The organism is Chryseobacterium indoltheticum (assembly GCF_003815915.1).
In the GTDB taxonomy this organism is placed as follows: domain Bacteria; phylum Bacteroidota; class Bacteroidia; order Flavobacteriales; family Weeksellaceae; genus Chryseobacterium; species Chryseobacterium indoltheticum.
The window spans coordinates 4,099,323-4,122,520 of the sequence record NZ_CP033929.1; the positions used below are offsets into that span (position 1 = coordinate 4,099,323).

At 33.4% G+C, this 23,198-nt stretch carries 24 protein-coding genes; 11 read left to right on the forward strand and 13 right to left on the reverse strand.

Going from position 1 to position 23,198, the window contains the following annotated elements; all coding sequences use genetic code 11:
- Positions 1-92 precede the first annotated feature (92 nt).
- From EG358_RS18870 to EG358_RS18905, 8 genes are all read right to left on the reverse strand, one after another.
- Positions 93-920: a PstS family phosphate ABC transporter substrate-binding protein gene (locus EG358_RS18870; protein ID WP_394337954.1), complete on the reverse strand. Its 828-nt coding sequence runs from the start codon at positions 918-920 to the stop codon at positions 93-95.
- A gap of 34 nt (positions 921-954) precedes the next feature.
- Positions 955-1,143: a C4-dicarboxylate ABC transporter gene (locus tag EG358_RS18875; RefSeq protein ID WP_228421337.1), complete on the reverse strand. Its 189-nt coding sequence runs from the start codon at positions 1,141-1,143 to the stop codon at positions 955-957.
- Between the two features lie 79 nt (positions 1,144-1,222).
- Entirely contained in the window at positions 1,223-2,065 is an 843-nt protein-coding gene (locus tag EG358_RS18880) for an energy transducer TonB (protein ID WP_076560266.1), read from the reverse strand.
- 42 nt (positions 2,066-2,107) lie between these two features.
- Positions 2,108-2,650, reverse strand: coding sequence for an ExbD/TolR family protein (locus tag EG358_RS18885; protein ID WP_076560268.1), 543 nt, complete (start codon positions 2,648-2,650; stop codon positions 2,108-2,110).
- Positions 2,651-2,663: 13 nt separating this feature from the next.
- Positions 2,664-3,272 (reverse strand): ExbD/TolR family protein, encoded by a 609-nt coding sequence (locus EG358_RS18890; protein WP_076560270.1) that lies wholly within the window; start codon positions 3,270-3,272, stop codon positions 2,664-2,666.
- Positions 3,273-3,332: 60 nt separating this feature from the next.
- Positions 3,333-4,196 (reverse strand): MotA/TolQ/ExbB proton channel family protein, encoded by an 864-nt coding sequence (locus tag EG358_RS18895; RefSeq protein WP_076560271.1) that lies wholly within the window; start codon positions 4,194-4,196, stop codon positions 3,333-3,335.
- Between the two features lie 238 nt (positions 4,197-4,434).
- Positions 4,435-7,365, reverse strand: a complete 2,931-nt coding sequence (locus EG358_RS18900) for a leucine--tRNA ligase (protein ID WP_076560273.1) — start codon at positions 7,363-7,365, stop codon at positions 4,435-4,437.
- A 198-nt stretch (positions 7,366-7,563) separates the two neighbouring features.
- Positions 7,564-8,034 carry a lipocalin family protein gene (locus tag EG358_RS18905; protein ID WP_076560275.1) on the reverse strand — a complete coding sequence of 157 codons (471 nt, stop codon included), beginning with the start codon at positions 8,032-8,034 and terminating at the stop codon, positions 7,564-7,566.
- Between the two features lie 145 nt (positions 8,035-8,179).
- On the opposite strand from EG358_RS18905, the gene EG358_RS18910 reads away from it, so the two are divergent.
- Both EG358_RS18910 and EG358_RS18915 read left to right on the forward strand, forming a co-directional pair.
- The gene (locus EG358_RS18910) at positions 8,180-8,932 is read left to right on the forward strand and encodes a glycosyltransferase family 2 protein (RefSeq protein ID WP_076560277.1); all 753 of its coding nucleotides are present in this window, start codon (positions 8,180-8,182) and stop codon (positions 8,930-8,932) included.
- Complete coding sequence (locus EG358_RS18915; protein ID WP_076560278.1) at positions 8,932-9,558, forward strand: deoxyuridine 5'-triphosphate nucleotidohydrolase; 627 nt, start codon at positions 8,932-8,934, stop codon at positions 9,556-9,558. The genes EG358_RS18910 and EG358_RS18915 overlap by 1 nt, the downstream gene beginning before the upstream one ends.
- On the opposite strand, the gene EG358_RS18920 is transcribed toward EG358_RS18915, so the two are convergent.
- The 5 genes from EG358_RS18920 to EG358_RS18940 all read right to left on the reverse strand — a co-directional run bounded on the left by EG358_RS18920 (position 9,550) and on the right by EG358_RS18940 (position 13,903).
- The gene (locus tag EG358_RS18920) at positions 9,550-10,788 is read right to left on the reverse strand and encodes a 3-deoxy-D-manno-octulosonic acid transferase (RefSeq protein WP_076560280.1); all 1,239 of its coding nucleotides are present in this window, start codon (positions 10,786-10,788) and stop codon (positions 9,550-9,552) included. The two genes, EG358_RS18915 and EG358_RS18920, sit on opposite strands and share 9 nt — an antisense overlap.
- A gap of 3 nt (positions 10,789-10,791) precedes the next feature.
- Positions 10,792-11,259, reverse strand: a complete 468-nt coding sequence (locus tag EG358_RS18925) for a DUF1648 domain-containing protein (protein WP_076560282.1) — start codon at positions 11,257-11,259, stop codon at positions 10,792-10,794.
- A 7-nt stretch (positions 11,260-11,266) separates the two neighbouring features.
- A complete protein-coding gene (locus EG358_RS18930) occupies positions 11,267-11,983 on the reverse strand; it encodes a C40 family peptidase (RefSeq protein WP_076560284.1) in 717 nt (238 codons plus the stop codon).
- A gap of 81 nt (positions 11,984-12,064) precedes the next feature.
- On the reverse strand, positions 12,065-12,712 hold the full coding sequence (locus EG358_RS18935) for an O-methyltransferase (protein WP_076560286.1): 648 nt from the start codon (positions 12,710-12,712) through the stop codon (positions 12,065-12,067).
- A 357-nt stretch (positions 12,713-13,069) separates the two neighbouring features.
- Positions 13,070-13,903 carry an OmpA family protein gene (locus EG358_RS18940; protein WP_076560291.1) on the reverse strand — a complete coding sequence of 278 codons (834 nt, stop codon included), beginning with the start codon at positions 13,901-13,903 and terminating at the stop codon, positions 13,070-13,072.
- 86 nt (positions 13,904-13,989) lie between these two features.
- Between EG358_RS18940 and tilS the strand changes: the two genes are divergently transcribed.
- From tilS to EG358_RS18985, 9 genes are all read left to right on the forward strand, one after another.
- The gene (tilS, locus tag EG358_RS18945; RefSeq protein ID WP_076560293.1) at positions 13,990-15,318 is read left to right on the forward strand and encodes a tRNA lysidine(34) synthetase TilS; all 1,329 of its coding nucleotides are present in this window, start codon (positions 13,990-13,992) and stop codon (positions 15,316-15,318) included.
- Positions 15,291-15,845: an RNA polymerase sigma factor gene (locus EG358_RS18950; RefSeq protein WP_076560295.1), complete on the forward strand. Its 555-nt coding sequence runs from the start codon at positions 15,291-15,293 to the stop codon at positions 15,843-15,845. The genes tilS and EG358_RS18950 overlap by 28 nt, the downstream gene beginning before the upstream one ends.
- Before the next feature lie 94 nt (positions 15,846-15,939).
- Positions 15,940-16,902: a redoxin domain-containing protein gene (locus EG358_RS18955; protein WP_083677030.1), complete on the forward strand. Its 963-nt coding sequence runs from the start codon at positions 15,940-15,942 to the stop codon at positions 16,900-16,902.
- A 32-nt stretch (positions 16,903-16,934) separates the two neighbouring features.
- Positions 16,935-17,849, forward strand: coding sequence for a hypothetical protein (locus EG358_RS18960; RefSeq protein WP_076560296.1), 915 nt, complete (start codon positions 16,935-16,937; stop codon positions 17,847-17,849).
- A 63-nt stretch (positions 17,850-17,912) separates the two neighbouring features.
- Positions 17,913-19,991: a protein-disulfide reductase DsbD family protein gene (locus tag EG358_RS18965; protein ID WP_076560298.1), complete on the forward strand. Its 2,079-nt coding sequence runs from the start codon at positions 17,913-17,915 to the stop codon at positions 19,989-19,991.
- A 208-nt stretch (positions 19,992-20,199) separates the two neighbouring features.
- Positions 20,200-20,715, forward strand: a complete 516-nt coding sequence (locus tag EG358_RS18970; RefSeq protein WP_076560300.1) for an ExbD/TolR family protein — start codon at positions 20,200-20,202, stop codon at positions 20,713-20,715.
- A gap of 182 nt (positions 20,716-20,897) precedes the next feature.
- Positions 20,898-21,416, forward strand: coding sequence for a hypothetical protein (locus tag EG358_RS18975; protein ID WP_076560302.1), 519 nt, complete (start codon positions 20,898-20,900; stop codon positions 21,414-21,416).
- A 12-nt stretch (positions 21,417-21,428) separates the two neighbouring features.
- Positions 21,429-22,211, forward strand: a complete 783-nt coding sequence (locus EG358_RS18980) for an alpha/beta fold hydrolase (protein WP_076560304.1) — start codon at positions 21,429-21,431, stop codon at positions 22,209-22,211.
- A gap of 66 nt (positions 22,212-22,277) precedes the next feature.
- Entirely contained in the window at positions 22,278-23,069 is a 792-nt protein-coding gene (locus EG358_RS18985; RefSeq protein ID WP_076560306.1) for a patatin-like phospholipase family protein, read from the forward strand.
- Positions 23,070-23,198: the final 129 nt, after the last annotated feature.

Consider the following 23,198-nt stretch of genomic DNA (forward strand, 5'->3'; position numbering starts at 1 on the left):
TAAATATGTATTCTAAAAAACCGAATTATAAATACACAATTTTCAGACCAATATAATAAATCGGTTTGAGAGTTGCTATTTTTTAAGATTTTTTAACGCATCTGTACTTCTCTGCGATAAAGATTGTAAGGTTGCAATCCTTCTTTCTGAACAATTTTTTGCCCCAAATGTGTACAAGAATATCTTATAAAGCCATTTGCAATGTTAAAACCTCCTTCGTTAGTAAGAAAATACAAAACCCTTGTAAAAGGATATTTCATCTCACGAAGACCTTCAAAATCGGGAGAATGAGTTTCTTTTCCATTGACAACAGGAAGAATCTTTATCATACTCCTTAGTTTCTCAGCTTCTTTATCGTAAGGCCGGCTTATTGTATTTAAACCAATTACACCGATTTTATTTGGATATTTATTTAATTCTTCTATCAAGTTTACACTTCCTGGAATAATTGAAAATTTCAAATCTTTAGGAAGTTTATTTAGTTTTTGGGCTACAAAATTTAGGTTACTGGAATTTGTTCCGTCGAAAACAAAATTTTTCTCTTCCGACTGAAGACCGGAAGTTATCTCTTCCATTGTAATATTTTCCTTTTCAGAATTTTTGGGTACAAAGAATACAATAGCGTCTGCAGCAAATTTAGCAGGTACAATTGTCATGTCTACTTTTTCTTCGTAAGCCTTAATTTCTTCAGGAGATAATTCTTTAGACATTACCGCAATTCGCGCTTTATTATTTAGGAGATCAATAAATCCTAAATCCTCTTTCTTGGTGACTACTTTTATTTTCGTGTCCGGATATCCAATCATATAACCGTCTGCCAAAGCTTCAGTAACACTTTTAAACGACTCATCGGTTAAGATTGTCATTTCACCTTTATTATAGGAAGCCTTATTTTCCTCTTTTTTTGAACAGTTAATCATTAAAACCGTAAAAAAAAGGGCTAAAAAAAATGCTCTAATTTTCATCTTCATCTGTATTTCTGAATTTTTTTATTACTCTCCATATTCTGAAGATACCGTAAAGTATTAATACTGCTCCCAGAGAGTATGCATATATGGGCTCGAGAAATTTATACACCATCATTACGATTCCTAAGACAACGTAACAAATTCCTGCGACTAAGGATAACCAATTGAACATCATACAACAAAAATATTAAAAAAAATAAAAAGAGAAGCATATGCTTCTCTTTTTTAATTATTATTTAAAATAAACTAATAACTTATTCTGGCGGTTGCATTGCCAATGGAAGTCTGTATCTGTAACGTACAGCTTTACCATTAATTTTTGCTGGAGCCCATTTGTTTTTAATAGATTTTACAGTTCTTACTGCTTCAGAATTAAAATCTGAATTTTTACCAGTTACTTTGATATCAGTAATACTACCATCTCTTTCAACTACAAATGTTACTTCACCTTTTACCACTCCGTCTGCACCTTCAATTGCCGAACTGTCAAAGTTCTCACCAACTTTTTTTCTAAAGGCATTAATTCCTCCAGGGAATTCTGCAGTTTGCTCAACCTCGTTATAAACTTGAGTTTCACTTACCTGCGGCTTAACTTCAGCTGTAGAAGTTTTATTACCTGTAGATGGTGGTGGTGGTGGCGGTGTATAAGCAGGAGCTTTCACTCCTTCCTGAGCTACCAAACCAGTAGTAGTTTCCAATTGCTTAGAAATTGGCGGCGGCGGAGTTTCCACTTTTGGAGCTTTCACCGGTTCCGGAACTACGTTTTGAATAATCTCAATCTTTTCCTCTTCCACTGGTGGCGGAGGTGGTGGTGGTTCTTCTTCTTTTGGCTGCTCGATAATCGGGTCTTCTTCGATAATTTCAACCAAATCAGACTTTACCTCTACAGCTTCTTTTTCATTCATACTTTTAATAGTCATATAAATGAAAGGAGACAAAGCAGTAACCAAGAATAATCCTGTTCCGATAAGAAAAGACTTTGTCAGTAATCTAGGATACTGATGTCTAAGATCGTACGCACCATATTCTTTATTTCTATTTTCAAATACAATCTCGTCTAAAGTAAGATTTTGATTGTAAATATTTTCATCTGCCATTATGTTGCAAATTTAAATGTTAAATTACTTTGCAGCAACTGATTAGTTACCTACTTTCTTATCATAAACAGCTTTCTCATAAGGCTTAAGATCGGTTACCCCATATCTTTCGCTTTGTGTAATTGCCATTTCGTCAAGAATGTCTACAAAGTTCTTATATACCGCATCATCAGTAGGCTTAATAATCACTGTAAACAGATCTTTCTTTTTAGCCCTTGCTTTTGCTTGCTTAATAATCTCTCTAATCCCTTCTCTATCTAAGCTAGTTTCAATCATCGTCTGGTCGTTAAGACCTGCCTGGTCTTGCTGATGCCAAAAAACTCTGTTGTCTTTTCCTAATAATAAAGTTATAGAATTTGATAAGTCGATTTCAGTCGGTGGTTGTTGTTGGTTTTTATCTTTCGGTTTTGCCGGAAGACCTAGGTCCATTACATTTGGTTTACTAAACGTTGATGTAAACATAAAGAACATCAATAGTAAGAAATTAAGGTCAACCATTGGTGTCATATCGACAGCAGGGTTGTTTTTCTTGGAACGAACTTTGCCACCTTTGGCGCTCTTCTCCTGTACTTGTACTTGTGCCATTTCTTCTTCTTAATTATTCGTTAGGTTTACCTTCTTGAGACGTAATCAACCAAAATTTAAGAAAATCGATATCTCTTAAACCCTCAAATAAACTTTTAACTTTAGGATACTCTGTCGTAACATCACCCTTGATTGCTAGTTTGTAGTCTGCGTTTACACTTAAACTCTGCTCTACCCAATCCGTTAATTGCTTGTTTGTACTATCCATCGGAATCCCTGTAGGACTCTTATAATTTTTCTGCTCATCTTCAGGCAAATCCAAGTAGCTTCTCAATTGGTTCATAGGAACTCCAATAGATTGTACTTTTTGGAATGCTGCTTTTTGTTTATTATCAAAAGTAACATTGTACTTTTTGCCCATTTTTTCTAAAAGCTCTAATCTCTCTGTTGCATTTTCTACAGGCTGAAAATAAAATTTCCCGTCCGGTGTAGCATTAATAGTCATTAAACTTGCATCAGGAAGTAACTTCTCTGAGATTGAAGATGGCGGTTTGATCTGCTCCACATCAGGTTTTTTGAACTGAGTGGTCATAATAAAGAACGTAAGTAGTAGGAACGTAACGTCGCACATTGCGGTCATATCCGTAACTACACCATGTCTTTTTGGTTTTATTCTCGCCATTATTTATTATCTAATTATTAAAACTTCTTTTTTTGTGTAAAAACACATTCTCACTATTTCTTAGTGGAATTCTGCAAAAGACTGCTGAATGCTCATTGCGATCTCATCGATCTTATAAGTCAACCCGTCAATTTTAGAAGTAAAGAAGTTGTAAAGGATAATCGCTACTGCAGAAGTACCAATACCTAATGCCGTGTTGATCAAGGCTTCAGAGATACCGATTGATAATGCAGCTGCATCCGGAGTACCACCTCCAGCTCCTAAAGCGAAGAATGCTCTAATCATCCCGATTACTGTTCCCAATAGTGCTACTAATGTTGCAACAGTACCTAAAGTAGAAAGAATCATCATGTTTTTCTCTAGCATTGGCATCTCAAGAGTTGTAGCCTCTTCGATCGCTTTGTTTAGAGCAACCATTTTCTGCTCTTTGTTTAGAGTAGTATCATGAGCTAAAGCTTTGTAAGTTGTAAGACCTTCTTTTACAACATTTCCTACAGAACCTTGCTGTCTGTCGCACTCTTCTAAAGCTTCGTCAACTTTATTGCTATTTAATAAACTTCTTACTTTTACGACGAAGTTATCTACGTTACCTGCACCTGAAGCTTTGCTTAAAACAAAATATCTTTCAAATGAGAAAACAATTACAGTAATCATGAATGTTACCAATAACGGTACAATAATACCTCCCATGTAGATCATTCCCAAAAATCCTTCAGGATGCATCTCTTTACCTTCTACATCAGAAAACGCAACTGATGCACCTGCCAATCTTGGATCAGCTTTAAAGTTACCCGGGCTACCCAATACGAATAACCAAATACAAATTCCTATAACTAATAGAATAGGAATAATTACAGCTGGATTAAGACCTCCTGCTTTTCTAGCAACTACTTGCTCATCATTTTTTGAAACATTCATTTCCATATTTAACTAAATTATATTGTTTTAAAATTTTAAAGTTGTAAAATAAAGGCAAAATTAATTAAAATGCAATAGTATCAAATAACATTTTGCCTTTTTTTCATAATGATATTTTAATAAGATTCCGATATCGTAATTATATTTAAATATTTTATTAATATTTTCTAATTTTATAAAATACGTTAGAAAATCAAAAATTTAAAACCTCTAAATTTTTTATTTTAGCAATGTTAAATTTCTTTTAAATTACAATATTAACGATTTTTTTTGGCACAACGATGATTTTTTTAGGGGTTTTACCTTCCAAAAGCATTCCCATTTTGTCATTTTGAAGCACTAAATCTTCAACCTCTTTCGCAGATAATGTTGCAGGAAGAGCAATTTTAAATTTCATCTTACCATTTACACTTACAGGATACTCAATTTCGTCTTCAACCAAATAGTCTTCATTCAAAATCGGGAATTTCTGAAACTCTATAGATGATTCTTTATTTCCCAGTAAACTCCATAGTTCTTCACAAATATGTGGCGCATACGGAGAGATGATAACGGCTAAAGGCTCTAAAATATTGCGTTTATTACATTTTAATTTCTGCAACTCGTTTACAGCGATCATAAATGAAGAAACTGAGGTATTAAAAGAGAAATTCTCAATATCATAAACCACCTTCTTTATTAAGGTATGCAAAACTTTATATTCAGCTTTTGTAGGTTCTTCATCAGACACTTCAAAAACCTCTCCATTAAAGTATAAATTCCAAAATTTCTTTAAGAAACCATAAACTCCGCTTAGACCTTGTGTATTCCAAGGCTTAGATTGCTCCAAAGGACCTAAGAACATTTCATACAATCTTAAACCGTCTGCTCCATATTCTTCACAGATGTCGTCAGGGTTTACAACATTATATTTAGACTTAGACATTTTTTCTACTTCACGACCTGTGATGTATTTTCCGTCTTCTAAAATAAATTCTGCGTCTGCATAATCAGGTCTCCAAGATTTGAATGCATCAGTATCCAATTCGTCAGATGTTCCTTTTAATAAAGATACATCAACGTGGATTTGTTGAAAGCTATCTTTTGTTAAAATCAAATTTGATTTCAGATTAAATCCAATATTTTTAGAAATAAAATTAGTTAGTAAGTCTACATTATTTCCTTTAACAAGGTTATCAACAAGGTTTTTAGAAATAAAAACTGATTTTGATTCATTGTCAGTTGTAGAATTGTAATTAAATCTATACACAAAAGCACTCATCCCCAAAATCATCCCTTGATTGATCAACTTTTGGAAAGGCTCATCCTGATTAATATATCCTCTGTCTTTTAAGAACATATTCCAGAAACGGGAATACAATAAATGACCGGTTGCGTGCTCGCTACCTCCGATATATAAATCTACCTGTCCCCAATAATCAGACAAATCTTTATTCGCAAAAACTTCACCATTATTAGGATCCATATATCTCAAGAAATACCAAGAACTTCCTGCCCAACCGGGCATTGTAGATAATTCTAAAGGAAATACCGTTTTGTCATCAACTAAATCTGTAGCAACTACTTTTTGGTTTGCTTCGTCCCAAGCAAAAGTTTTTGAATTTCCTAATGGCGGATCTCCGTCTTCTGTCGGTAAATATTTTTCAACCTCAGGAAGTTCCAAAGGCAAAGCAGAAGCTGGCAACGTGTATGGCATTCCATCCTTATAATATATAGGAACCGGCTCGCCCCAATAACGCTGTCTTGAGAAAATAGCATCACGCTGTCTGTAATTCGTTGTTCCGTGACCAATTCCTTTCTTTTCAATCGCATCAATTATTAATGCTTTTGCCTCGTCATAATTCAATCCGTTTAAGAAATCAGAATTTACACAAACGCTGGTTTTAGAATCAAAAGATTTTTCCTGAACGTCTTCTTCAGTTTCTACAACTTTTTTAATTTCAAGATTAAATTTCTTTGCAAATCTGTGATCACGCTCATCATGTGCAGGAACAGCCATTACAGCTCCCGTTCCGTAACCCATCAATACATAATCTGAAATATAGATCGGCATCTTTTCATTGCTGAAAGGATTGATTGCATAACTTCCCGTGAAAGCACCCGAAACGTTTTTCACGTCAGACATTCTGTCTCTTTCGGTTTTCTTGGAAGTTTCTTCTATATAAGTATCTACTTCAGCTTTTTGTTCTTCTGTAGTAATTGTTTCCACTAAAGGATTTTCCGGAGCCAAAACCATAAAAGTAGCTCCAAAAATAGTGTCGGGTCTTGTCGTGAAAACCTCAACGATCTCGTCATGCCCGTCAACATTAAATTTAACCTGAGCACCCTGAGATTTGCCGATCCAGTATTCTTGCGAATCTTTCAACGGTTGTGGCCAGTCTAAAGTTTTTAGACCCTGCAATAATCTTTCAGAGTAAGCAGAAATTCTCATGCTCCACTGCATCATTTTCTTTTGGAAAACAGGAAAACCTCCTCTTTCAGATTTTCCATCTTTCACTTCATCATTTGCCAAAACTGTTCCTAATGCAGGACACCAGTTTACAGTCGTTTCCGCTCTGTAAGCTAAACGATAATTTAACAAAATATCTTCTTTATCAATTTCAGAAGCATTTTTCCATTCTTCTGAAGTGAAGTTTAATTCGTCGTTTTGATTGGCATTTAAATCTACAGTTCCTTTTTCTTCGAAATGTTTGATCAAAGTTTTGATAGATTCTGCCTTGTCTGTATTTTTATTATACCAAGAATGGAATAATTCAATGAAAATCCATTGGGTCCATTTATAATAAGAAGCGTCAGAAGTTCTCACTTCCCTACTCCAGTCGAAAGAGAAACCAATTTTTCTTAATTGTTCCTCATATCTTGTAATGTTTTGTTCGGTTGTAATCGCAGGATGCGTTCCAGTTTGTATTGCATACTGTTCAGCAGGAAGCCCAAAACTATCATAACCAACCGGGTGGAGAACATTAAAGCCCTGATGTCTTTTATATCTTGCATAAATATCCGACGCAATATATCCTAGCGGATGACCTACATGAAGCCCCGCTCCCGACGGATACGGAAACATATCGAGAACATAAAATTTGGGTTTGTCTGTTTTATCGGAAGTCTTGTAGGTTTGATTGTCTTCCCAGTATTTCTGCCACTTTTTTTCTATCTGCTGATGATCGTAAAACACTTTTTATTATAGATGTTAGATGTTAGACTTTAGATATTAGAATTAATTTCACTATCAATTCTCAATCTAGTTTCACAAAAATAATGATTATAAAATAAATGTAAATTTAATTCTGAATTAATTACAATATAATCTTTATAAACAAAAAAATCTCACCTTGCGATGAGATTATATATATTAAAATAGAAATACTGATTATTATTGCGCGATTCTTTTAAAAGTATACGTTGTAGACTTGTATATAGTGGGGTCTGTAGTATCTTCAATTTTCAGATTTAAAGTTTCAGCGTTCAGTAAAGTCACTTTCCCCTTATCCGAAACCACAGTTCCCTGATATTTGATTTCGAAGTTTTTCTCAGAAGCATTATAAATATACGTGAAGTTACGCTCAGAAGTTGTGCTACAAGTTGGCGTTATTGTACCCGCCATATCTTTGTTGGTTCTTTTACCAGAAGAATTTTCATTAAAAACCCATCTTCCTTCTTTCTGACAGTCTGTATAAACTATTTCATCAGAAAATCCGGATCCGTCAGCGGGAACCTGCGTTCTTACTTCTTTTGTTGGAGACCAGGTTCCTACAAGAGGAAATACCTGTTCTGGTGCGTCGTCGTCGTTACATCCTGTAAAAGCTAATAATGATAATCCTGCAAATAATGCTAATTTCTTCATAGATCAAATTTTTCAAGCGTTAAAATTATGATTTTTTTTAAAAATTCAATCATTTTTTTTGAATTTTGATATATAATTTCCAATTCATTGAAAATTCCCCTAATAAAACTGATTACCAAAAACCTTATATTTGCAAAAAAAACACGTGCCTGAAGTTTCCATCATTACACCTTGCTATAATTCTTCTCTTTTTTTAGAAGAAACGATCAGCTCAGTAATGAATCAAACTTTTACCGATTGGGAATGGCTCATTACAGACGACCAGTCAACAGATAAATCAGTTGAAATTATTCAAAAACATCAAGATCACAGAATAAAACTGATTATTGCCGAAAAAAACGGAGGTGCAGGCCATGCAAGAAATCTTTCTTTACAAAAAGCTTCCGGAAGATTTATCACTTTCCTTGATGCTGATGATTTTTGGGAACCTAATTTTCTTAAGGAAATGGTCAATTTTATGAAGCTTGAAAATGCAGAAATTGCCTACGCTAATTACGCTAGATGTGATGAAAATTTAATTCCAAAGCTTGAAGATTTTAAAGCCGATAAAGAAGTTACTTTCAACAATTTACTTAAAACCTGCAGACTTTCACTTCTCTCATCGATGTACGATTCACAAAGAGTCGGAAAAGAGTACTTCCCGGAAGGCAGTAAAAGAGAAGATCATGTAATGTGGCTCAATTTATTAAAGAAAATCCCGTCAGGAAAGCCACTTCCAAAAACAATGGCAAAATATAGAATGCACGAAAACAGCATCTCAAGAAAAAAACAGAATATCATCAAAGATCAATATCTCGTTTATAAAGACTTCATGAGATTTTCTACATTAAAATCATTGTACTACACTGCAAACTGGGCATTAAACGGATTTATAAAGTATTCGAAAATATTTAATTAATGGAGTATTCTAAAGAATTTAAAGCCGCTTTGAGCCAGCTTTCACCAGCAGAAAAAGACCGTTTAATTTTCAGATTACTGAGAAAAGACGAAATCTTATCTAAAAAATTATATTTTGAATTAATTGATGAAGAAACCGTTGATCAGAAGCGTGATGCAATGGAAGAATTGATTAAAGAAAAAGTAGAATATGCTTCTAAATATATCAGCAATCAAAAATATTTTATTGTACTGATCAGGAAAATAAGTGCACAAATTACCGAACATGTAAAGGTAACGACAGATAAATTCGGTGACATCAGTTTAAATCTTTTATTGATCAATGAAATACTGGAAAGCAACGAAAAACTGAGCCGACAGAAATTCAATGATGTCTACAAACTTTATCTATACATGATTAATAAAATAGTAAAAGCATTAGCCTTAACTAAAAAATTAGATGAAGATTACTGGATGGAAATTGATGAGTACCTTTCAGTTGCGTACAATAAAATCACTGCTAATATTTATCTTGAAAAACTTTTTATCAATAACGGAATAGATTTTAACTGGCTTAATGCCGATAGAATTCCGGATCATTTTGATTTGATCATTAAAGATATTAAGAATCAGGGATTTTTAAAATGATAAAATTTTCTGAAGAATGAGTTCTGAAGAATTAGGTTGCTTCGTAACAAATTGTTCTGCATTTTCAGACATTTCCAAGAGCATTTTTTCATTTTTAAATAGATCCAAAACAAAATAAGCTGCTGACTTTTCATCTTCAAAAGACTTTCCGCCTTTAGCTAAAATTAAATTGTCTGCTTCAGGGTTTTTCTTATAATGATTTCCAAAAATTACAGGTACACCGAAAGTTGCTGCTTCCAGAATATTATGGAGTCCCGCCTCATGAAAACCTCCACCTACGCTAGCCACATCAGCGTAAGAATAAAGTTTTGACAATAATCCGATGCTGTCGATGATCAATGTTTGAGAGTCTGAGGATTGGAGAGTTGGAGAGGATTTCAATTCGCTGTATAAAATCGCTGAAGGAAAGATTTGTTTTAAATTTTCTACTCTTTTTAGGTCGTGTGGAGCAATTATTATTTTTAAATCCTTATTTTTTTCGGAGATCATTTTGGCAATTTTTTCTTCCGCCTGCCATGAACTACCAAAAACAATTGTCTTTTTATTACTGATAAATTCTTCAACGAAATCGACATGATTATCACGAAGTCTTAATTGTTTTACTCTGTCGAATCTGGTATCTCCGGTTACCGAAGATTTTAGTAGACCAATATTTTTAGCCAAAACATATGAGTGCTGCGTCTGATGAAAAAACCATGTTATATTTTGTTTCAGCTGTTTTACAAACCACTTTCCATACGTTGTGAAGAAAGACTGTCTTTCATAAAACAATGCAGAAATCACAAAAGTTTTTACATTTTTACGTTTAAGCTCAGCCAGAAGATTATACCAATAATCGTATTTTACAGTAAAAAACAATTCACAGTCAAATTGAGAAACAAATTCTTTTACGGTACTTTCTTTATCGAAAGGAAGATAACAAACAGCATCTGCAAGATGCTTTTTCTTAACCACATTTTCATATCCCGATGGTGAAAAGAACGTGATCAGAATTTTATGATTCGGAAAGTTTTTTGTCAGTTTTTGTAAAACAGGAAGTCCCTGTTCGTATTCTCCAAGACTTGCAGCATGCATCCACAAAACTTTATCTGACGGTGAAAATAATGACTTTACAATATCTAAAGATTGCTTTCTTCCTTCAACGCCTTTTTTAGTTTTATCATTAAACAACGACAAAACTTTCATTCCGAAAATGAGAAGATTTACAAATATGGAATATAAAATAGCCATAGATTATTTATAAATATATGCAGAAATAAACGCAACCATTAAACTCAGAAAAATAACAGGAAGCACAAGTAAAATAGGAACTCTCGCTTTTGAATCAGCATTAAAGCTATATCTGATTGTATAATCCTGAATATTTAAAAACAATAAAAGAACTAAAAACAAAAGCCATTTTACAAACAGTATCATAATAAAATACTGAATTTCATAGTTCGCTTTTGTAATTTCCACAGGATAATTAGTACTTTCAGGATATTGATTAAGAAAAGTTAAAAGGATAAATGCTCCCAAACCAATAGCAGGAATGAAGAATGCGTATTTCTTGCTCCCAAAATGATCCGGCTTCCCTTGAAAATCAAAATGTGTAGGAATTTTTTCCGGAAGCTTTTTATATATTTTTAAAGTAAATATCCACAAAAGCAGAACCAATACTAAATTCAAAATATCAAAAACAGTAAAAATAATGCCTTCCATAACAGGTTTAAATAATGCTTCTAATTACTCTAAGTTTGTGAGTATGTTTATTCATTTCTTTATTAAAAATCCCACTAGAATCGAGTGTATCTATTCTCACTTTTCCGGAAGCATGAATGATTTTTTGATTGTCGAGCATAATTCCCACGTGAATAATTTTGCCTTCAGAATTTTCAAAAAAAGCTAAATCGCCCGGCTGGCTTTCTTCTACGAAACTCAACGCTTCACCTACTTCCGCCTGTTGATAAGTATCTCTGGGCATTTTTATATTGTGAATTTTAAAAACTAACTGTACAAAACCCGAACAGTCAACTGCAAAAAAACTTTTTCCACCCCACAAATATGGGATATTCAGGAATTCTTTTGCCGTTAAAGCAATACTTTCGCGCACATCATGACTTCTTCTTGATGCAACAGCCGGAAATTCCACTTCAGAGCCCATCGACAAAAGCGTTTTTCCCTCAAGCGTCATTACCGAAGAAAAATCTTCAGTAATCATCGTAACTTTTCTGCTGGCAAGATATTCTTCAGTGACAGGTTTTATTTGCTTGGTATCCATCCAGCCTTCATAGCCGTCGTAGTGCATTTTTATTTTCGTCCAGTTTTTATTTACTTCCAAAATATCTGCACTTTCACCATACAAAATTTCGGTAACGATTTCCGCTCTATCCGAATTTTCGGCACGAACAGGCGCAACGGTAACGATACAAATTCCTTTATCCATCAATTTATATTAAGGTTATAGGTTGAGGTTGAGGCTGAGAAAAATACGCTGTAAAATCTTAACCTTAAACTCAGCCTTATTTTATTTCCTTCTTAAGAAGTTTACTCCGTCACGCAAAGGTAGAATAAGATTTTCAAAATCTTCATCTTTTGCCGCCAAATCATTAAGCTCTTTAATGATCTGAGTCGATTTCTGCTTAGGATTTTCTTCTAAAACTTTCCCGTACCAAAGTACATTATCAAACAAAATTACTGAGCCCGATTTTGTTTTTGGTTTTATTAATCTGAAATATTCAGCATAATTTTCTTTGTCAGCATCAATAAAAATCAAATCAAAAATCTCATCGGTATTGCGCAGAAATTCTTTTGCATCCTGAATCTGAAAATCAATCTGATTTGAAAATTCACTTTCAGAGAAATACTTTCTTGGCAGATAAGCCAAATCTTCATTCACATCAAGTGTTGTAATCTTTCCGTCTGAAGACAGACCTTCTGCAAGACAAAGTGTGGCATATCCTGTAAAAGTTCCTATTTCTAAAACATTTTTAGGATTCACCATTTTGGAAATAATCGTTAAAAGTCTTCCCTGTTGATAACCGGAAATCATATGCGGCTGAGTGGTTTTCTGAAAAGTTTCTCTTCTTAATTTTTTAAGAATTTCAGGCTCGGAAGAAGCATGATTTTCCAGATATCGATCCATTTCGGGATTTTTTTCTTCAAAAAAACTCATTTTTTTTATTTGTTCAAATTTAATTAAAATAATTCTGTGTCTTAAATATAAACTCTCAAAAAATATCCGTGAAAATACGGATTGTTTTATTGGAGATACACTGATAACTTTGTGGTACTGCAAAATAGAGAAAGAGGTAAAAATACTCGAATGAAGATGATGAAAACAAATTTGTTACCCGCAAATGGCAAAGATTACACGATTACGAAGCCATCTGCAAGAAATAATTCCCGAAAAAGAAAACGCAGTTTTATCTTGAACCAGATTATAAAGCTTCTGAAAAAAGAAGATGTAGTTTGAAAACAAAAAAAATTCCGATAATCACTTATCGGAATTTTTAATTTAAATTTTATCTTATTACTTTTTAGGAGTAATATCCATTAATTTCATAAACTCATCCAGCTTAGGCATGATGATAATTTCAGTTCTTCTGTTTTCAGATCTTCCAGAAACACTCATGTTTGTAGCTTTAGGATTGTATTCGGAACGCCCTCCTGCCGTAATTCTTGCAGGATCTACCCCAAATTGAGTCTGTAATATTTTAGCGATTGCCGTTCCTCTCAATGCAGAAAGATCCCAGTTGTCTCTCGGTAAGTTTGCAGAGCTCAATGGCGCGTTATCTGTGTTACCTTCAATCAATACAGAATATTTATCGTAATCGTTGATTACTTTTGCCACTTTACCCAAAACTTCCTGAGCTGCAGGCAAAACATTGTAATCACCCGTTTTGTACAATAATTTATCTGACAATGAAATCATCACAACACCTTTAAGAACTTTTACCTGAACATCCTGATCAGCCATGTTATCCAAAGATCTCTTCAGCTTGTTTGATAAAGCTAAATTTAAACTGTCGTTTTTCGCATTTGCAGAAATCAATTGCTTGATATAAGAATTTGATGCGTTGATCTCACCAACCAATTTATCAATATTCGATGAGCTTTTTCCGGTATTTGAAAGACAAGCATCCAAAGATGATTTCAAAGCATCGTGTTGACTTTTTAATAAGTTATTTTCCGCCGTCAATGTAGAATTCTGACCTTTCAGATCCTGAATTTCACGTTGTCTCTCACCAATATTTTCAATACACTGTTTGTAGTTGCCACTTAGGGCATCATACTGCTTCTTACTTACACAAGATGTCATTCCTAACACCACTGCTGAAGCTACTAAAATTTTAAAAATCTTCATAAATAAACTTTTTAAACGATTTCAAAGGTAACAAAATTCATTTTAATAAATAGGATTATCTTTGTACAAAAGAAATTCTGAGCATTATGCTTACACAATCCGCATTCGAAAAACAGCTTCAAAATCTCATTCGATTATCAGATAACCCAACCTATCTTTTGGCGGTAAGCGGAGGCGCAGATTCTATCGTTTTGGCTTATCTGTTTAGTGAGTTAAGGAATGCAGAGATAAAATTTCAGATTGCACACATTAATTATAAACTTCGTGGCGAAGATTCTGATTCTGATCAGAAAGTAGTGGAAGATTTCTGCAAAAAGAATGATATTAAATTTCATTTATATGAAGTTTCCGAAAATGATAAGCAGCCAGAAAATTCTATTCAGCTTTGGGCTCGTGAACTTCGTTATCGGTTCTTCCGAGAAATTCAGGCAAAAGAAAATCTAGATTTTTTGGTAACCGCTCATCATCTGAATGATCAGTTGGAAACTTTTATTATTAATCTTTCAAAAGCTTCGGGCATTAATGGCTTAAGCGGAATTCCTGCAAATGAAAATAATATTTTAAGACCGTTGCTGAATTTTTCAAAAGACGAAATTTATCAATTTGCTAAAGAAAACAATATTGTATTCCGTGAAGATCTTTCCAATAAAAAAAATGATTATCTGAGAAATAAGATTAGGAATGAAATCGTCCCTAAACTTTCTGAAACCAACGGTCAGTTTTTAGAAAACTTTAAAAAAAGTATTTCGCATCTTAATCAAACTAAAAATTTTGTACACAAACAAATTGAGATCATAGAAAAAGACCTTTCTGTATTTAACAAAGAGCACAAAATTCTATCAAAAGAAAAGCTGGCTCAGGAAAGCGATTTCGTACAATTTGAGATTTTAAAAAAATACGGTTTTAAGCGAACGGAAGAAATTCAGAAAATTTTCTCAGCAGAAAACGGAAGCTCTTTTTTTTCAGAAGATTATCATTTAACAGTCGATAGAGAAGGTTTAATTTTAAAATTAAAAAACCTTTCACAAGAAATTGATCCTGAAATAATTTTACTTGAAAATTTTGATTCTCATCAAGATCAAATAATGATCGATCTAAAAAGTTATATTGATGAGAATCAGTCTTTCAATTGGGTTTTTGATACAGATAAACTTCATTTCCCTTTATATTTAAGGAAACAAAAAAATGGCGATGAATTTTACCCTTCAGGCTTTTCCGGAAAAAAGAAGGTTTCTAAGTTTTTCAGGGATGAAAAATTATCTGCTTTAGCTAAAGAAAAAATATGGGTTTTGTGCGACACCGAAGATCAGATCTTAGGAATCGTTCCGCTAAGACAAGATCGTAGATTTGAGGCAGAAGTCAACACACAAAAAACAACAACAGTACAATGGACAGAAGAACAACCAATTCTTTAGCCATAGAAGATTTCAAAAAAAACAGCAATGTAGCATTCGGTATATTGTACCAGAACTATTTTGTTTATGTAAAAAAATACATTCTTAATAACAAAGGAAAATCGGAGGATGCAGAAGATATTTTTCAGGATTCGCTGCTTATTCTTTACGAAAAACTACATAGCGATAATTTTGAAGCGTATACTTGTTTAGGTAATTACATTGTAGGAATTTCTAAGAACCTTTGGCTGAAAAGACTTAAAAACAGGAATTTTTACATAGAATTTCCGGATACTTATTTCATAGAAAACCAGCAGGAAATTAATTCTGCCATCGAAAACGAAAAATATTATTGGGAAAAGCTTACCGGATATATTAAAGCCATTTCTTCACATTGTCAAAATTTAATTCAGGATATTTTTGTGCAAAACAAAAGCATTGAAGAGATTCAGGATAAATATCAATACTCCAGCAAGCACAATGCGCAAAACCAAAAATACAAATGTATTGAGCAAATCAGAAAGATAAAAAACGACAACGCTCATTAAAATTTTCACACTGAAAATCAATTACTTATAAACAATCTTTCATAACACGGGTGATTTTTTACTTTTCCAAGGAACTTAAGTATAAATCTCATTTATGTTTAAAACAATTTTATACAGTGTATTTCTGTTACTGGGAATTGCTATTCAGGCGCAAAGTACAAAAGGAATTAATTTTCAAAAATTAAATCTCGAAGAAGCTAAAAATCTTGCCAAAAAAGAAAACAAGCTTATTTTCATCGATGTATATACGACTTGGTGCGGGCCTTGTAAACTCATGAAAAAAAATACTTTCACAGATAATAAAGTGGGAGAACTTTTCAATAAAAACTTTATCAGCCTGGCGGTGGATGCCGAAAAAGAAGGTATTGGTCTTGCAAAAGAATTCAAGATCGTCAATTATCCTTCGTTCCTGTTTTTAGATAAAGAAGGAAAATTAGTGCAATATGATTTTGGATATTACAATGCAACACAATTTTTGCAGATAGGAAGCAGTATTCTTCAAAAAAGAATGTCACAAAACGACACGAAGTCAATCGATCAGGTAAAAGGAAAAATGGTAGGCGAAAAAGTAGAAAATTTCACAGCGAAAGATCAATTGGGAAAATCATTTTCTTCATCTGCTCAAAAACAGAAGATCATTTTGGTTTTCATTCGCGGACAATGGTGCCCTTACTGCAACAAATACGTAAAAGAACTTCAGGATCTTTCTCCGGAACTGAAATCTAAAAACACAAGACTGGTCATCGTTTCTCCTGAAAAACCTGAATTCATACAGAAAACTATTGAAAAAACAGGAACGCCATACACCGTTTTATATGACGAAGATTATAAAATCGCACAAGCTTTTGATGTTTTATACACCCCAAATAAAGAGACTTTAGATTTTTATAATTCAAAAATAAAAAATGATTTTACAGAAAGTCGATCTGATCATTCCGGACGACTTCCGGTTTCTGCAACTTTCATTATTAATGAAAACAAAGAAATTTCCTGGAGACATTTTAATCCTGATTATAAAGAAAGAGCTTCCTTGGAAGATATCCTTAAACAACTATAAACTTTAGTTTAAAATAATTTAAATCTACACAAATGAAAAATCAATATTTCTACAGTTTTTGCTTTCTTTTGTTTGCAATGACTACAAGCTCATTACAAGCTCAAGGGTGCAGCGATTCCGGATTTTGTACCATAAACAGTTTAAAACCACATCAGAATGATTCTATTTCCTTGCAAAAAAATCAGTTGAAAATAGGTTTTTCTGTCGGGAAAGCCGATAACGACATTACCGCTTACGGTCAATACGCAGAATACAACAGACAAATAAATTCTAAGTTTGGCATCAATGCAAAAGTAACCGCTCTTTCACAAACGGGAAATGATATAAGTACTTTTGGGTTATCAGATGTTTATTTGAGTACGAATTATCGTTTAAATAAAAATGTAAGCTTTACTTTAGGCACAAAAATCCCTTTAACAGACGGAAATAAATCTAAAAACGGAAAAGCTTTACCAATGGATTATCAAGCCAGCTTAGGAACTTTTGATCTTATCGTTGGAGCAGGATATCAGATTAAAAAACTACAGTTGGTCGCTGCTTTACAACACCCATTGACTCAAAACAACAATCAGTTTGTTGTCGAAAATTATCCTGTAAATTCTCCGTTGAGGAGCTTTCAGACGACCAAAGACTTTAAGCGTAGTGGTGACGTTTTACTTAGAGTATCTTATCCTTTTAAAATTACAGACAAACTTCAGATTACTCCCGGCTTACTGAATATTTACCATCTTTCTAACGATCAATTTACTGATACGTTTGGAACAGAAAGAGAAATTGATGGTTCTGAAGGTTTAACGATTAACGGAAATCTATTTTTCGATTATAATCTGAATGAAACTCATGCTTTTCAACTCACTTTAGGAGCTCCATTTGTTATACGTGACGTAAGACCTGATGGTTTAACACGAAGTTTTATCGCCAATCTGGAATACAGTTTTAAGTTTTAAATCAAATCTTAGTAAAAAGCTTTATTTTTGTAGAATTCATTTAATTAAAAATACCTTTATCATATGCGGTCAAATGCTATTCTGAAAATCCTCACATTTACTTTTCTATTGCTATTTGTAGGAATTTCAGCACAAATAAAAAATCCCGTAAAATTCAAATTCACCGTTAACGAATTGGGCAACAATCAGTATGAAGCTGTTTTGAATGCAACGTTAGAAAGCGGATGGCACATTTATTCGAGAGACATCCCGGAAGACACGGGAATCCCAACAGAATATGTTGTTTCAGGGAAAAATATAGAACTGATTGGAAAATTTCAGGAAGTAGGAAAAAAACATGAAGAATTTTCTGAAGCTTTCGGCGGAACGATTATTTACTATTCCAACGCTGCTGGTTTTAAGCAAAAATTCAAATTAAAAGATCCCACAAAAGCTGGAGAAGTCGTTGCTGAAATCACTTATCAGACTTGCGACGACAGAGTTTGTCTTGCTCCGAATACTTTAGAATTCAACAAAAAAATTACTCCAACCGGAGTGACAGAAGAAGCTGTAGCTGATGATAAAACAAAAATTACAATAGATTCTGTAAAAGCTGTTGAAACCCTTGTACAAAACCCTGCGAAAGGAGATTCTGCAGTTGTGGAGGCTTCAAAATTGGATCCTAAACAATTAAAAATAGCTTCTATTGACATCGCAAAACCTTTAACAGATTGCGGTACAGGATCATCAAAAATTACTGAAAATTATTGGACGTATCTTTTATTAGGTTTCGTTGGAGGTTTAATCGCTTTGTTGACGCCATGCGTTTTCCCGATGATTCCATTAACGGTTTCTTTCTTTACAAAAGGGAACAAAAATCCGGCAAAAGGGAAAAGAGATGCTTTGGTTTATGGTTTTTTCATTCTTTTGATATTTGTTTTATTGAGTCTTCCTTTCCATTTAATTGATGGAATTGCTGGAAATATTTTCAACGAAATTTCTACCAACGTTTGGCTGAATATCGTATTCTTTATCATCTTTATTTTCTTTGCAGGAAGTTTCTTCGGATATTATGATATTACATTACCAAGCTCTATTGCCAACAAATCTTCAAAAGCAGAAGAGGCAGGTGGAATGATTGGTATTTTCTTCATGGCTTTAACTTTGGTAATTGTTTCCTTCTCTTGTACAGGTCCTATTTTGGGAAGTTTATTGGGAAGCGCAATTACAGGTTCAGCAAACGTTCCGATGTTGTTAACATTTGCTTTGGCTGGTTTCGGATTGGCTTGGGCGATTGTTTTCGGACTATTGGCATTATTCCCGCAGGCTTTACAAAGTCTTCCAAAATCTGGAGGATGGATGAACACGGTGAAAGTTGTTTTAGGTTTTGTAGAATTGGCTTTAGCTTTAAAATTCTTATCAAAAGCAGATTTAGTTTCTAAAACTTTCTTAATTAAAAGAGAACTTTTCATTGCAATCTGGATTGTAGTTGCGATTGGATTGGTTATTTATTTATTCGGATTAATAAGATTTCCGCACGACGATAAGAAGCCAAAAATTTCTATTGCAAGAAAGATCATCGGAGTTTTAGGAATTGGTTTTGTGATTTATTTAATTCAGGGTTTAATTCCTGCCGAAAGACCAAAACTATCATTATTAAGCGGGATTTTGCCTCCTTTGAATGTAAGTTATTTCCATGACGAAAAAGACGGAATTCTGGGAATGCATCCTGAACATGATTTCTTTAAAGCTATTGAACTGGCCAAAAAAGAAAACAAACCCATTCTACTCGACTTTACAGGTTACGGATGTGAAAACTGCAGAAAAATGGAGGAATTCGTTTGGAGCGAACCGGATATCTTACCAATTCTGCAGAACGATGTTGTACTTGCCTCTCTTTACGTGGACGACAAAGAAGAGCTTCCTGAAGACCAAAAAACCAAAATTGATTTAGGAGACGGGCAGGTAAAGAAAGTGAAAACAATTGGTGACAGATGGAGTTTATTCCAAACCGCTAATTTTAATAATAATTCGCAGCCTCATTACGTTCTTTTGACTCCGGATGGAAAAGTAATCAATACTCCGGTTTCAGGTTACATGGAAAAAGAAAAATTTAAAAAATTCCTGGAATGTGGAGTAAATTATTTTAAGAATAACAAATAAAACATTCAATTATAAAATTAAGCCTTATCAATTCATTTTGATAAGGCTTTTTTAATGAAAACAACAGGCAATTGCCAAAACAAGAGTTAATTTTAATAATTTAACATTAAATTGAAAATTTAGGTATAAACTTTGCATCGAATCATTTTAAAGTGAAATAAAATTTCATTGATTTTAAAATTTTGTTCAACATTTAAAAAACTGAATTATGGCTGAAGTTATTACAAAAGAAAAATCCGGAGGCAAACAAAACAAGAAACCCATTAAAATCGATATGACTCCGATGGTCGATTTAAATTTTTTATTATTGATGTTTTTCATGTTTACATCAAGTTTTTCAAAACCCAATGTAATGGATTTGGGATTGCCTGCGAAAAGAACTGATGCTCCAGTTGGTCAAATAGGAGATCAAAATCAAATCACCTTTATCATTGGAGAAAATAACCGTATTTTTTATCATCAAAGCAATGAAAAAGATCTTACAGAAGCTGGTTTAAAAGAAACAGACTACAACGGTCTCAATGTTTCAAAAATAATCTCTAAGGCGTATGAAAAAGCTCCTAAAAAAGAAAATTTCACAATCATTGTAAAGCCGACTGATGATGCGAATTACAAAAACTTTGTAGACATGATGGATAATATTTCAATTTCTAAAAAAGAAAGATATGGAATAAGCGACATCAAACCTTGGGAAAAGAAAGTTTACGAAAACGTAATAAAATAATACTTTGAAGCAATATAACTTCATAGTTTTAAAGTAACTTATTTCTATCTTTTCGCCACGAATGCACAAATCTTATTCATAAAACATTTGTGTATTCGTGGCGAATAAATTTTTAAAACCTGAGAGCATTTTTATAATGCTCTTTTTTTATATAAATTTGAGCATAAAAATTTCAAACCTTGATGAAAAACATCTTAATTTTAGCCGGAATCGGAATCCTAAGCTTTTCATGCTCAAAAAAAGAAACTACAGAAGTTAACGACAAAGTTGACAGCACAAAAATTGTAGACTCCATCAATGCTGCAAGAACAAAATTGAATGATAGCATTAAATCTCAAAACCGTTTTAAGGATTTCAGTGGAAGTCACAAATTCTTCTATCAGAATGACAGTTCATCTAAATATTCAGGATCTGTAAAGTTTACAAAAATTGAAGGCGAAAGAGACAATTATAATGTTGCTGGAAGCATTAAATCCGGAAGCAATTCGGTTACCATTACTGGCTTTATGCAGGTAGTTTCTGCAAAGCACATGAATTTCACCGGAGAAATCACTCAAAAAATACCTGAAAACGACAACGGAAAACCCTACACAAGAAAAGGAACTAAAACGTTTGCATCTAAAGATGGCGGAAAAACATACAGACTTCAGGATATGATAAATGGTTCGGGATTTGTAGATTATATCGACATTCAATATTAAAAACTTTACGGTATGCTCAATTTTGAAAAAAAAGGACAAGGAAAAGAGACATTGGTTCTGCTTCATGGTTTTATGGAAAACATTTCAATCTGGAGTGACCTTGAAAAAAATCTTTCAAAAGACTTTACTTTACTGAAAATAGATCTTCCGGGACATGGAAAATCGGATATTTTAGCCGAAGTTCACACGATGGAAATGATGGCGGAAGAAGTAAAAAAAGTTTTAGATCATCAAAATTTAAAAAATATACATTTGCTCGGCCATTCAATGGGCGGTTACGTTTCGTTGTCATTTGCCGAGCATTTTTCTGATTATTTAAAAAGTTTAACTCTATTTTTCTCTACATATTTTCCCGATGATGCGGAGAAAAAAGAACAGCGTAAAAAAAGTTACAGAGTGATAAAAGATGCTTTTGCGCATTACGCAAGAGTAGGAATTCCCAATTTGTTTAATCCTAATGAAATAGATGTTCTGGAAGGAAAAATAGAAATAGCTCTGGAAGTTGCCCTTTCAACCAATAATCTTGGAGCTTTAGCCTGCGTAAAAGGAATGGTGGAAAGAACAGACAAAAAACATGTTTTAGAAAATCTGGAATGCCGGATTTTAGTTCTTGCCGGAAAACACGATAATGCCGTAAAAACGGAAAACACGATCAAAAATCTTCCTGACCGCACCAATATCAAATCTTACGTTCTCGACTGCGGACATAATGGACACTGGGAAAAACCTTCTATCTGTGCCGAAATTATCAATACCGAGCTCTTGCATCATTTACCCAAAAAATTGGTTCTTTAGGAACAATGATCAATCTTAAAATTTTTAATATATAAAACCATATCTTAGTAAGGTTTAAATTTTTCAATGAATTTATTTTCTTTCAAAAAAAAGAAACCCATTATAGGACTTACACTTTCCGGAGGCGGAATGCGCGGAATTGCCCATATTGCTGTTCTAAAAGCATTGGAGGAATATGACCTTAAACCTGATATAATCTCAGGAACAAGCGCCGGATCTATAGTTGGAGCATTCTACTCATTTGGAAAGACGCCTGATGAAATGATGGAGATTGTAAAGCAAACCACATTTTTCTCACGTTCTTATCTGAAGCTTTCTAAAAACGGGATTTTTAGTTCAAAATTTATTCTTAAACTTTTTAATGATCATTTTCCGGAAGATGATTTTAAGATCTTGAAAATTCCCGTGTATGTTACCGCTACAGAAATGACTCACGGCATTGTTGATTTTTTCTCTGAAGGGGAGCTTTTCGGTCCGCTTCTAGCCTCTTCAAGCGTACCTTTTGTACTGCCTCCTGTAAAAATTGGTGAGAAAATTTATGTTGATGGCGGAGTTTTAGACAATCTTCCGATAGAACCAATTATCGATAAATGTGACTTCCTGATTGGCTCACATGTGAATTCTATCAGCTACGACGGATTGGAAAACATGAGTTTAATGAAAGAATTTGACCGTATTTTACATTTAGCCATTGCAAAATCAGTTTACTCCAAAGCAAGTCATTGCGACATATTTTTAGACCCTCCAAAAATGACTAAATTCAGTTTATTCAACAAAAAATTTCTGGATGTCATGTTTCAGGAAGTATATGAATACACCTGTAATGATCTTGAGGAAAGAGGATACAGAAAGTTATAAGTTTTGAATTATTAGTTATGAGTTTGCAACTAACTAACTAACTAACTAACTAACTAACTAACTAACTAACTAACTAACTAACTAACTAACTAACTAACTAACTAACTAACTAACTAACTAACTAACTAA

Bases quoted from the DNA above. Each gene is read 5' to 3' on its own strand.
- EG358_RS18930 (WP_076560284.1), bottom strand. From the start codon at position 11,983: ATGGATAAAGGAATTTGTATCGTTACCGTTGCGCCTGTTCGTGCCGAA.
- EG358_RS18940 (WP_076560291.1), bottom strand. From the start codon at position 13,903: ATGAAGATTTTTAAAATTTTAGTAGCTTCAGCAGTGGTGTTAGGAATG.
- EG358_RS18935 (WP_076560286.1), bottom strand. From the start codon at position 12,712: ATGAGTTTTTTTGAAGAAAAAAATCCCGAAATGGATCGATATCTGGAA.
- EG358_RS18875 (WP_228421337.1), bottom strand. From the start codon at position 1,143: ATGATGTTCAATTGGTTATCCTTAGTCGCAGGAATTTGTTACGTTGTC.
- EG358_RS18905 (WP_076560275.1), bottom strand. From the start codon at position 8,034: ATGAAGAAATTAGCATTATTTGCAGGATTATCATTATTAGCTTTTACA.
- EG358_RS18890 (WP_076560270.1), bottom strand. From the start codon at position 3,272: ATGGCGAGAATAAAACCAAAAAGACATGGTGTAGTTACGGATATGACC.
- EG358_RS18950 (WP_076560295.1), top strand. From the start codon at position 15,291: ATGGACAGAAGAACAACCAATTCTTTAGCCATAGAAGATTTCAAAAAA.
- EG358_RS18915 (WP_076560278.1), top strand. From the start codon at position 8,932: ATGGAGTATTCTAAAGAATTTAAAGCCGCTTTGAGCCAGCTTTCACCA.
- EG358_RS18880 (WP_076560266.1), bottom strand. From the start codon at position 2,065: ATGGCAGATGAAAATATTTACAATCAAAATCTTACTTTAGACGAGATT.
- EG358_RS18895 (WP_076560271.1), bottom strand. From the start codon at position 4,196: ATGGAAATGAATGTTTCAAAAAATGATGAGCAAGTAGTTGCTAGAAAA.
- EG358_RS18965 (WP_076560298.1), top strand. From the start codon at position 17,913: ATGCGGTCAAATGCTATTCTGAAAATCCTCACATTTACTTTTCTATTG.
- EG358_RS18870 (WP_394337954.1), bottom strand. From the start codon at position 920: ATGATTAACTGTTCAAAAAAAGAGGAAAATAAGGCTTCCTATAATAAA.
- EG358_RS18885 (WP_076560268.1), bottom strand. From the start codon at position 2,650: ATGGCACAAGTACAAGTACAGGAGAAGAGCGCCAAAGGTGGCAAAGTT.
- EG358_RS18980 (WP_076560304.1), top strand. From the start codon at position 21,429: ATGCTCAATTTTGAAAAAAAAGGACAAGGAAAAGAGACATTGGTTCTG.
- EG358_RS18920 (WP_076560280.1), bottom strand. From the start codon at position 10,788: ATGGCTATTTTATATTCCATATTTGTAAATCTTCTCATTTTCGGAATG.
- EG358_RS18925 (WP_076560282.1), bottom strand. From the start codon at position 11,259: ATGGAAGGCATTATTTTTACTGTTTTTGATATTTTGAATTTAGTATTG.
- EG358_RS18985 (WP_076560306.1), top strand. From the start codon at position 22,278: ATGAATTTATTTTCTTTCAAAAAAAAGAAACCCATTATAGGACTTACA.
- EG358_RS18975 (WP_076560302.1), top strand. From the start codon at position 20,898: ATGAAAAACATCTTAATTTTAGCCGGAATCGGAATCCTAAGCTTTTCA.
- EG358_RS18970 (WP_076560300.1), top strand. From the start codon at position 20,200: ATGGCTGAAGTTATTACAAAAGAAAAATCCGGAGGCAAACAAAACAAG.
- tilS (WP_076560293.1), top strand. From the start codon at position 13,990: ATGCTTACACAATCCGCATTCGAAAAACAGCTTCAAAATCTCATTCGA.
- EG358_RS18960 (WP_076560296.1), top strand. From the start codon at position 16,935: ATGAAAAATCAATATTTCTACAGTTTTTGCTTTCTTTTGTTTGCAATG.
- EG358_RS18955 (WP_083677030.1), top strand. From the start codon at position 15,940: ATGTTTAAAACAATTTTATACAGTGTATTTCTGTTACTGGGAATTGCT.